The 11111-nt window shown below is 75.3% G+C and carries 2 protein-coding genes and 1 pseudogene; all 3 read left to right on the top strand.

What is annotated here, in order from left to right; all coding sequences use genetic code 11:
- Positions 1-42: 42 nt before the first annotated feature.
- A complete protein-coding gene (locus NYF13_RS13275; protein WP_315656632.1) occupies positions 43-954 on the top strand; it encodes a nucleotide disphospho-sugar-binding domain-containing protein in 912 nt (303 codons plus the stop codon).
- 143 nt (positions 955-1097) lie between these two features.
- Positions 1098-6329, top strand: coding sequence for a type I polyketide synthase (locus NYF13_RS13280; RefSeq protein ID WP_315656633.1), 5232 nt, complete (start codon positions 1098-1100; stop codon positions 6327-6329).
- A gap of 11 nt (positions 6330-6340) precedes the next feature.
- A pseudogene (locus tag NYF13_RS13285) lies at positions 6341-11101 on the top strand (type I polyketide synthase); the annotation flags it as partial.
- Positions 11102-11111 lie beyond the last annotated feature (10 nt).

An 11111-nucleotide genomic window follows, 5' to 3' on the forward strand; every position in this document is an offset into this window, starting at 1 on the left:
CGCACCGGGTGCGGCCCGCTTTCCTTTTCTGGGGTGAATTCCATGCGAGTACTGCTGGCCACTCCGTCGTGCCCCGCGCGTCTGCGCACTCTGGTGCCGCTCACCTGGGCGCTGCGCACGGCCGGCCACGACGTGAAGATCGCCGGACGGCCGTCGTTCGCCGAGCAGATCCTGCGTGCCGCCACCGTGGCGGTGGATCTCGAGGCCGGCGAAGGCATCGAGCTCGCCGAATCGCCGAGGCTGACCGAATTCGCCGGGCTGTGGCGGCCCCAGGTGGTGGTTTCCGCCGGACTGGCCCCCGCCGGGACGGCTGCGGCCCGGTCCGTCGGCGCGGTGGCCGTGCGGCTGCTCGGCGCGTGGGACGAACCGGACGCGGGTGAGGCCGACACGACGTTCGACACCGTGCCGCCGTCCTTGCGCGGTGGCGGTGGCGAGGCCCACCCGGTGCGGCACGTGCCGTACTTCGGCCCGGTGGAGCTGCCGGCCTGGTCGCGCCGCAAGGCCAGGCGCAGCCGGTTACTACTGTCCCTTTCGGACACTGCCTGGTTCGGCCCCGTCTTCGACGCCGTCGCGGAGGTGGACGTCGAAGTGGTCTGCGCGGCGGGTGTGACGGACCTCCCGGACGGGACGGCCTTGCCCGCGAACGTCCGGCTGGTCGACGCGGCGCCCCCGGCCTCGGTGCTGCCCACCTGCGCGGCCGTGATCCACGACGGTGACGCCGAGCTGGCCCTGGCCGCCGCGGCGTTCGGGGTTCCGCAGCTCTCCCTCACCGCCTCGGCGCCGGCCACGCGGGTGGCCGCGGCCGGGGGCGGCCTGGTCGGCGGGGCGCCGGACGCCGGGGTGGTCCGCGAGCTGGTGACCGGCCCGGCGCTGCGGGCCGGCGCGGCGGCGCTGCGGGCGGAAATCACCGCGCTGCCCACCCCGAGCGCGGTCGCGGCCCGGCTGACCCGCTGATTGTGGGGCCGTTAGGGGTGGGGCGGGGAAAAGGACCTCGGTAGCTTTTTCCTGGTGGTGCTCCAGCCTTTTCGCGGTTAGGTGGTCGATGACGTGAGTATCGATTTCTGCTCCGGCGGCGTTTTCCGCAGGGGGGTAGTGGCGTGAGTGCCGAAAGCGAGCGCAAGCTGCTCGATTACCTCAAGCGGGCGACCACGGACCTGCGTGAGGCCAAGCAGGCCCTGCAGGAGGCCCGCCTCCGCGAGACCGAGCCGATCGCGATCGTCGGCATGGCCTGCCGGTACCCGGGCGGCGCCGGCTCACCGGAGGAGCTGTGGAAGTTGGTGGCCTCGGGCACCGACGCCATCGGCGGCTTCCCGCAAGACCGGGGCTGGCCGCTCGACGCGCTGTACGACCCGTCGTCGCAGCGGCCCGGCACCACGAATACCCGTGAGGCCGGTTTCCTATACGACGCCGCGGAATTCGACCCGGAGTTCTTCGGCATCTCGCCGCGCGAGGCGCTCGCGATGGACGCGCAGCAGCGGTTGCTGCTCCAGACGTCCTGGACCGCGCTGGAGCGCGCCGGCATCGTGCCCGAGACGTTGCGCGGCAGCAGCACCGGGGTTTTCGCCGGGGTGATGTACCACGACTACTCGGGCCACGCGGCCGCCGGCAGCGTGGTCTCCGGCCGGGTCGCCTACGCGCTGGGCCTGGAAGGCCCCGCGGTCAGCGTGGACACGGCGTGCTCTTCCTCGCTGGTCGCGCTGCACTGGGCCGCGCAGTCGCTGCGCCGCGGTGACTGCTCGATGGCGCTGGTCGGCGGTGTGACGGTGATGGCGACGCCCGAGACCTTCGTCTACTTCAGCGAACAGCGCGGGCTCTCCGACGACGGCCGCTGCAAGGCGTTCGCCGCCGGCGCGGACGGCACCGGCTGGGGTGAGGGCGTCGGGGTGCTCGTGGTGGAGCGGCTTTCCGACGCCCGGCGCCGGGGGCACGAGGTGCTGGCGGTCGTCCGGGGCAGCGCGGTCAACTCCGACGGCGCGTCCAGCGGGCTGACCGTCCCCAATGGACCTGCGCAGCAGCGGGTGATCCGCCGGGCGCTGGCGTCCGCGGGCCTGACCACCGCCGAGGTCGACCTGGTCGAGGGACACGGCACCGGCACGAAGCTCGGCGACCCGATCGAGGCCCAGGCCCTGATCGCGACCTACGGCCAGGACCGGGCCGGGGAGCCGCTGTGGCTCGGCTCGCTCAAGTCCAACCTCGGCCACACGCAGGCCGCCGCCGGGGTCGGCGGGGTGATCAAGGTCGTGCAGGCGATCCGTCACGGCGTGCTGCCGAAGACGCTGCACGTGGATGCGCCGTCCCCGCACGTCGACTGGTCGGCCGGGGCGGTCGAGCTGCTGACCGAGGCCCGGCCGTGGCCCGAGGCGGGCCGTCCGCGCCGGGGCGCGGTGTCCTCGTTCGGGATCAGCGGGACCAACGCCCACGTCATCATCGAGCAGACCGAGGCGGCCGGGCCGGAAGCGGCCGGCCGCGGTGAGCCACCGGTGGCGGCCTGGCCGCTGTCGGCGGACTCCGCCGATGCCCTCGCCGCCCAGGCCGAGCGGCTCGCGGACCATCCCGAGGACTCCGCGGCGGACATCGGCTTCTCCCTCGCGACGACGCGCTGGCGCGGCGCTGGACCCCCCCCCCCCCCCCTGGCCCACCGCGCGGTGGTCGTCGGCCGGGATCGCGAGGAACTGCTGTCCGGGCTGGCCGCGCTCGCGGCCGGTGCCGGGGCGCCGGGGGTGGTCCGGGGCCGTCGCGGCACCGGCCGGACCGCGGTCCTGTTCACCGGGCAGGGCGCCCAGCGGGCCGGGATGGGCCGGGTGCTGGCGGCGGAGTACCCCGTTTTCGCCGAGGCTTTCGCCGCGGTGTGCGCCGGTCTGGACGCCCACCTCGAACGTCCACTGCGGACGGTCCTCGAAGACGGTGAGCTGCTGCGGCGGACCGGGTTCACCCAGCCCGCGCTGTTCGCGTTCGAGGTGGCGTTGTTCCGGCTGCTCGAGTCGTGGGGGGTGACGCCGGACTTCCTGCTGGGGCACTCGATCGGAGAGCTGGCCGCCGCGCACGTGGCGGGGGTGCTGTCGCTGGCGGACGCCTGCACCCTGGTCGCGGCGCGGGGGCGGATGATGCAGGCGTTGCCCGCTGGGGGCGCGATGGTGGCGGTGCGGGCGACGGAGGCGGAAGTCTCGCCGCTGCTGACCGCCGAGGTGAGCGTCGCGGCGGTCAACGGGCCGGATTCCGTGGTGCTCTCGGGCGCGCAGGACGCGGTCGACGCGGTGGTGGCGCGGTTCGACGGCCGCCAGTCGTCGAAGCTGAAGGTCTCGCACGCGTTCCACTCGCCGTTGATGGAGCCGATGCTCGCGGAGTTCGCGAAGGTGGCCCGGAAGCTCCAGTACGGCCGGCCGCGGATCCCGATCGTTTCGACCGGGGGCGGCGACCCGAGCACCCCGGAGTACTGGGTGGAGCAGGTCCGCGCGACCGTGCGGTTCCACGAGGGCCTGCTCACGCTGGTGGACGAAGGGGTCAGGACGTTCCTCGAAATCGGGCCCGGCGCGGTGCTCACCGCCGCCGGGAGGAACGCGCTGGAGGACGAGGCGCTGGCCTTCGTCCCGGCCCAGCGCGCCGACCGCGACGAGGCCCACACCGTGGTCACCGCCTTCGCGAGCCTGCACGCCCGTGGTGTCCCCGTGGACTGGAACGCCTTCTACGCCGGCGCCCGCCGGGTCGAGGTGCCCACCTACGCCTTCCGGCGCGACCGCTACTGGCTGCCGGTCACCACCACGATCGGCGACGCCGGCGACCACGGCCAGCTACCTGCGGAGCACCCGATGCTCAGTGCCGTGGTGCGGGTTCCCGAAACCGGCGCGGTGGTGCTCACCGGGCGGCTGTCGGCGCAGACCGTGCCCTGGGTGGCCGACCACGTGGTGCTCGGCTCGGTCCTGTTGCCCGGTACCGCCTTCGTCGAGCTGGTGCGCCGCGCGGCCGACGAAGTCGGCTGTCCCCGCGTCGACGAGCTGACGCTGGAGGCGCCGCTGACCCTGGCCGAGGGTGTGTCCGTGCAGGTGGTGGTGGAGGCGGCCGAGGAAGACCGGCGCCGCCGCGTCACCGTCCACTCGCGACCGGACGGGGGCGGCTGGACCCGGCACGCCGCCGGATTCCTGAGCACCGAGGACGTCGTGCCCTCGTTCGACTTCGGCGAGTGGCCGCCCGCCGGTGCCGTCGAGGTGGAGCTGGACGACCCGTACGCGCGGCTGGCCGAGCTGGGTTACGGCTACGGCGCGGCCTTCCGGGGGCTGCGCGCGATGTGGCGTGCGGGCGACGACGTGTACGCCGAGGTCGTCCTGCCCGAAGGGGCCGAAGCCCGCGACTACGGCCTGCACCCGGCCCTGCTCGACGCCGCGATGCACGCCCAGCTGCTCGGCCCGGCGCCGGAGGACGGCGAGGCCCGGCCGATGCTGCCGTTCGCCTTCAGCGACACCACGCTGCACTCGGCCGGGGCCTCGGCGCTGCGGGTGCGGGTTTCCCCGGTCGGCGACGGGGCCATCGCGTTGCAGATCGCCGACGCGAGCGGCGGCCCGGTGCTCTCGGTCGGCTCGTTGGCCGCCCGTCCGGTCTCGCCGGACCGGCTGACCCCGGGCTCGCTGTTCCGGCTCGGCTGGGAGCCCGCCTCCGGGACCGGGGAATCCGCCCCGGCCAAGATCTTCGAAGTGTCCACACCGGACGGTCCGGTGCCGGCCGCCGCGCGGGAGGTGACCGAGCGGGTGCTGGCCGCGATCCAGGGCTTGCTGGCCGAGGCGGGCGACACGCGGCTGGCGGTGGTCACCCGCGGCGCGGTTTCGGTGTCCGGGGAGGACGTCGATCCGGTGCTCGCCCCGGTGTGGGGCCTGGTCCGCGCGGCCGAGGCCGAGAACCCGGGCCGGTTCGTGCTGATCGACGGGGAGGCGGCCGAAGCGGCGCTGGCCACGGGGGAGCCCGAGACCGCGGTGCGTGACGGCCGGGTGCTGGTGCCCCGGCTGGTCGCCGCGAACCCCACGCCGGCCGAGCTGGGCTGGAACCCGGAGGGCACCGTCCTGATCACCGGCGGCACCGGCGGTCTCGGCGCCGTGGTCGCGAAACACCTGGTCCACCGGCACGGCGTGCGACGCCTGCTGCTCACCAGCCGGCGCGGGTCCGAGGCGCCGGGCGCGGCTTCGCTGAGCGAGGAGCTGACGGCGCTCGGCGCCGAGTTCACCATCGCGAGCTGCGACGTCACCGATCCCGGGTCGGTGGCGAAGCTGCTCGCCGGTCTCGAAGCTCCGCTCACCGCGGTCCTGCACGCCGCGGGGGTCCCGGCCGCGGGCCGCGTCGAGACGCTCACCGCCGCCGAGCTGGACCGCGTCTTCGCCCCGAAGGTCGACGGCGCCTGGAACCTGCACGAGCAGACCCACGACCTGGACGCGTTCGTGCTGTTCTCCTCCGCGGCGAGCACCGTGCTGGCCGCCGGGCAGTCCGGGTACGCCGCCGCGAACGCGTTCCTCGACGAACTGGCCCGTCACCGGCACGCCCAGGGCCGGCCGGCCACGTCGCTGGCCTGGGGCGCCTGGGCCGAGGACGGCGGGATGGCCGGTGCCCTGGAAGAGGCCGACTTGCGCCGGCTGCGCCGCCTCGGCACCCCGCCGATGGCGACGGCCGACGCGCTGGCCCTGCTCGACGCCGCCCTCACGGCCGGGGAGCCGGTCCTCGCCCCGGTCCAGCTCGACTTCGCGGCCCTGCGCGCCCGTACGGACGCGCTGCCGCCGACGTTGCGCGGCCTGGTCCGCCCGGCCGCACCACGGCGGGTGGCCCGCGCGGGCGCTTCGGTCGCCACGCGGCTGAGCACGTTCCCGGAGACCGAACGGGAGGCGTTCCTGCTGGGCGTGGTCACGGAGCAGGTGGCGGCCGTGCTCGGTTTCGGCTCCGCGGCCTCGGTCGAGCCGGAGCGCGCGTTCCAGGAGCTGGGGTTCGACTCGCTCACCTCGGTGGAGCTGCGCAACCAGCTCGGCGCGCTGACCGGGCTGAAGCTGACCGCGACGGTCGTGTTCGACCACCCGACCCCGGTCCGGCTCGCGCGGCGGCTGCACGAACTGCTGGGGCCGGCCCGCGGCGCGGCGGATCCGCTGCTGGCCGAGATCGACCGGCTCGAAGCCCGGCTGGGCGGCGCCGCCGGCTCGCTCAACGGATCGACCGCGAAGGTCACCGCGCGGCTCGACGCGCTGGTCCGCAAGTGGGCCGAAGCGCACGGCCCCGCCACCGAAGGCGCCGCCGAAGACCTCGGCGAGGCCACCGACGACGAGCTTTTTGCCGTGCTGGACGACGAATTGGGCATCTCATGAACGGGCGAGCCATGGGCAACGAGGACAAGCTCCGCGACTACCTCAAGCGCGCGACGGCCGATCTGAAGCAGGCCCGGCGGCGCGTGCACGAGCTGGAGGCCCGGGACACCGAGCCGATCGCGATCATCGGGATGAGCTGCCGCTACCCCGGGGGCGTCCGCACCCCGGACGAGCTGTGGGAGCTGGTCGACGAGGGCCGCGACGTGATCGGGGAGTTCCCCGCCGACCGGGGCTGGGACCTCGAGGGCGTGTACGACCCGGTGCCCGAGCGCCCCGGCAAGACCTACACGCGGCACGGCGGGTTCCTCTACGACGCCCCCGACTTCGACGCCGGGTTCTTCGGCATCAGCCCGCGTGACGCGCGCCGCGCCGATCCGCAGCAGCGCATCCTGCTGGAGGCCTCGTGGGAGGCCCTCGAACGCGCCGGGCTGGACCCGCACGGGCTCAAGGGCAGCCCCACCGGCGTCTACGCCGGGGTGATGTACCACGACTACAGCGGCGGCAGCCCGGACGGCAGCCTCGTCTCCGGTCAGGTCTCCTACACCCTCGGGCTCGAAGGACCGTCCGTGTCGGTGGACACCGCGTGCTCGTCTTCGCTGGTCGCGCTGCACCTGGCCGCGCAGGCCCTGCGCCGCGGGGACTGCACGCTCGCGCTGGCCGGTGGCGTCGCGGTGATGGGCACCCCCGAGATGTTCGTCGACTTCTGCAGCCGCCGCGGCCTCGCCGCCGACGGGCGCAGCCGGTCGTTCTCCGACGACGCGGACGGCACCTCCTGGGCCGAGGGCGTCGGTGTCCTCGTGCTGGAGCGCCTTTCCGACGCCCGCCGCCACGGTCACCGGGTCCTCGCCCTGGTGCGCGGCTCGGCGGTGAACCAGGACGGGGCCAGCAACGGCTTCTCCGCCCCCAACGGCCCCTCCCAGGTCCGGGTGATCGAGGCGGCGCTGGCCGACGCCGGGCTGACGGTGTCCGATGTGGACGCCGTCGAGGCGCACGGCACCGGCACCGCGCTCGGCGACCCGATCGAGGCCCAGTCGGTGCTGGAGACCTACGGCCGGCGCACCACGGGCGCGCCGCTGCTGCTCGGCTCGATCAAGTCGAACCTGGGGCACCCGCAGGCCGCCGCCGGGGTCGCCGGGGTGATCAAGATGGTGCTGGCGCTGCGCCACGGCCGGCTGCCGCGCACCCTGCACGTCGGCACGCCGTCGCGGCACGTCGACTGGACCGCGGGGGCGGTCGAGCTGCTGACCGAGCCGCGCGAGTGGCCGGAGACCTCGCGCCCGCGCCGGGCCGCGGTGTCCTCGTTCGGGGTCAGCGGCACCAATTCGCACGTCATCCTGGAACAGGACGTCCCCGAAGCCGAGCCCGCCGGGTCCCCGGCCCCGGCGGTCAGCCCGCTGGTGCTCTCGGCCAGGACCCCGGCCGCACTGGCCCAGGCCGCCGCGAACCTGCTGACCCGGCTGGACGCCGGCCTCGACGGACTGGCCGACGTCGCCTACACGCTGGCCACGGGCCGGGCCTCCTTCGAGCACCGTGCCGTGGTCCTGGCCGAGGACCGCGAGCAGGCGGCCGAAGCGGTGCGCGCGCTGGCCACCGGCGGATCGCGGCCCGATCTGGTCACCGGCCCGGCCGACGTGCGCGGCAAGACCGTGTTCGTGTTCCCCGGCCAGGGCTCGCAGTGGACCGGCATGGCGATCGAGCTGCTCGGGCAGTCGCCCGCGTTCGCCGAGCGGCTGGCCGAGTGCGACGCGCAACTGCGGAAGTTCGTGGACTGGTCGGTGCTGGCCGTGCTGCGCGGCGAGCCCGGCACCCCGCCCGCCGACCGGGTGGACGTGGTGCAGCCGGTGCTGTGGGCGGTGATGGTCTCGCTGGCCGCGCTGTGGCGCGCGCACGGCGTGGAGCCGGACATGGTGATCGGCCACTCGCAGGGCGAGATCGCCGCCGCGAGCGTCGCGGGCGCGCTGTCGCTCGAGGACGGCGCCCGCGTGGTCGCGTTGCGCAGCCTGGCGATCGGCGAGGGGCTGGGCGGCCGGGGCGGCGGGATGCTCGCCGCCGGGCTGCCCGCGGCCGAGCTGCGGTCCCGCATCGAGCCCTGGGACGGCCGGATTTCGCTCGCCGCCGACAACGGCGCGACCTCGGCCGTGCTCTCCGGCGACGGCGACGCCCTCGACGAGCTCCGGGACCGGCTGGTCGCGGAGGGCTTCCGCGCCAAGCGGGTGCCGGTGGACTACGCCTCGCACTCCGCGCACGTCGAGCACCTGTCCGAGCGGCTGCTGACCGACCTCGCCCCGATCGAACCCCGCCTCGGATCGGTCGCGATGACCTCGACGGTGACCGGGGAGGCGATCGGTGAATCCACTGTGGACGCCGGATACTGGTTCACCAACCTGCGCACGACGGTCAGCTTCGCCCCGGTCGTGGCGAAGCTCGCCGCGGCCGGCTACACGCGGTTCATCGAGGTCAGCCCGCACCCGGTGCTGACCATGAGCATCCAGGAGACGCTGGACGAGACCGGTCGGGCCGGCGCCGTCGTCGGCACCCTGCGCCGCGACGAAGGCGGCCTGGTCCGGTTCGCGACCTCGATGGCCGAGCACGCGGTCCGCGGCGGCGCGGCCGGCTGGGCCTCGCTGGTGCCCGGCGGCCGGCTGGTCGACTTGCCGACCTACCCGTTCCAGCACCAGCGCTTCTGGCACGAAGAAGCCACCGCCGAGCCGCCGGCCGCGGCCCCGGTGGCCGATCGGGAGTTCTGGCAGGAGGTCACCGGCGGTGACGTCGAAGCGCTCGCGGCCCGGCTCGGCGTCGGGCCGGCTCCGCTGGCCGAGGTCGTCCCGGCCCTGGCCGCCTGGCACGGCCGCCGGGCCGAGCTGTCCACAGTGGACTCCTGGCGCTACCGCGTCTCGTGGGCCCCGCTGGGCGCGGTCTCCGGCGGGCTCGACGGCACCTGGCTGGTCCTGGTGCCGGCCGGCGGGCCCGAAGCGGCCGAGCTGGCCGACGCGCTCGCGGCGCAGGGTGACGTGGTCCGGGTCAGCGCGCCCGCCGAGCGGGCCGCGCTGACCGAGGTGATCACCGAAGCGACCACGCTCCGTCCGTTCGACGGCGTGCTGTCACTGCTGGCGCTCGATACCCGGGAACACCCGCAAGCCCCGGCGCTGAGCACCCCGGCCGCCGCGACCATCACCCTGCTGCAAGCCCTGCAGGACGCCGCCGTCGACGCACCCGTCTGGGTCGTCACCCGCGGCGCCGTCGCGGTGGACGCGTTCTCCGGCGCCGATCCGGCCGCCGCGGCGGTGTGGGGCCTCGGCACGGTCGCCGCGCTCGACCGGCCGGGCACCTGGGGTGGTCTGGTCGACGTCGAAGGGGTCGCGGACGCGGCCCGGCTGGCCGCAGTCGTGTCCGGTGTGGACAGTGAGGACCAGGTGGCGATCCGGCCGTCCGGCGTGTTCGCCCGGCGGATGGTGCGGGCGCCGCTCGCCGAGGCCGCGGCCCGGCCCCCGTGGCGGCCGCGCGGCACGGTGCTCGTCACCGGGGGCACCGGCGCGGTCGGCGCGCACGTCGCCCGCTGGCTGGCCGGGCGCGGGGCCGGGCACCTGGTGCTCACCAGCCGCCGCGGCCTCGACGCCCCCGGCGCGCGGGAGCTGGTCGAGGAGCTTTCGGGCACCCGGGTCACCGTCGCGGCCTGTGATGTCTCGGACCGTTCGGCGCTGGCGGCGCTGCTCGCCGAGCACCCGCCGTCCGCCGTCGTGCACGCCGCCGGGGTGCTGACCGCCGAGCCGCTGCTGGCCGACGTCACACCGGCGGAGTTCGCCGCCGCCACCCGCGCCAAGGTCACCGGGGCCGCGCTGCTCGACGCGCTGCTCGGCGAAACCGAGCTGGACGCGTTCGTGCTGATGTCCTCGGGGGCCGCGGTCTGGGGGACCTCGGGCCAGCCCGCGTACGCCGCGGGCAACGCCTACCTCGACGCGCTCGCCCGCCGCCGCCGCGCGGCCGGGCGGACCGCGACCAGCGTGGCCTGGGGTTCCTGGGGCGGCGGGGGCATGGTCGACGCCGAAGCGAGGGCGTTGCTGCGCCGCATGGGCCTGGCCGAGATGGATCCGCGGCTGGCGGCCGAGGCCCTGGGCCAAGCGCTCGACCACGACGAGAGCCACCTGGTGGTCGCGGACATCGACTGGTCCGCGTTCGCCCCCGTCTACCAGCTCGCCCGGCCCCGGCCGCTGCTGCGCGGGCTGCCCGAGCTCGCCACCGCCGACACCGGTTCCCCGGCCGAGACCACGGGCGACCTGAAGGGGCAGCTGGCTTCGCTCACCGCGGCCGAACAGCAGCGGACGCTGCTGGAGCTGGTGCGCGAACAGGTCGCCGTGGTCGCCGGCTACGACAGTGGGGCGGTGGTCGAGCCGGCCCGCGCGTTCAAGGAGCTGGGTTTCGACTCGGTGACCGCCGTCGACCTGCGCAACCGGCTCGGCGCCGGCACCGGGCTGAAGCTGCCGGCCACCGTCGCGTTCGACCACGTGAACCCCCAGGCCCTGGCCGAGTACCTGTGGACGCAGTTGTGCGAGGGCGCGGCGGCGGTCCCGCTGGAGGTCGAGCTGGACCGGCTGGAGGCCGTGGCGGCCGGGCTGGACGCGGCGGAGATCGACCGGTCCCGCATCGTCGCCCGGTTGCAGGCGATGGTCACCACGCTGCACCAGACGCTCGCCGGAGGAACCGCCGCAGCGGCCCTGGCGGACGCGACCACGGACGAGCTGTTCGCCCTGATCGACAACGAGCTGGGCGCCTGAGCGCCCCCAC

It is taken from the genome of Amycolatopsis sp. PS_44_ISF1 (assembly GCF_032335455.1).
Classification (GTDB): Bacteria; Actinomycetota; Actinomycetes; order Mycobacteriales; family Pseudonocardiaceae; genus Amycolatopsis.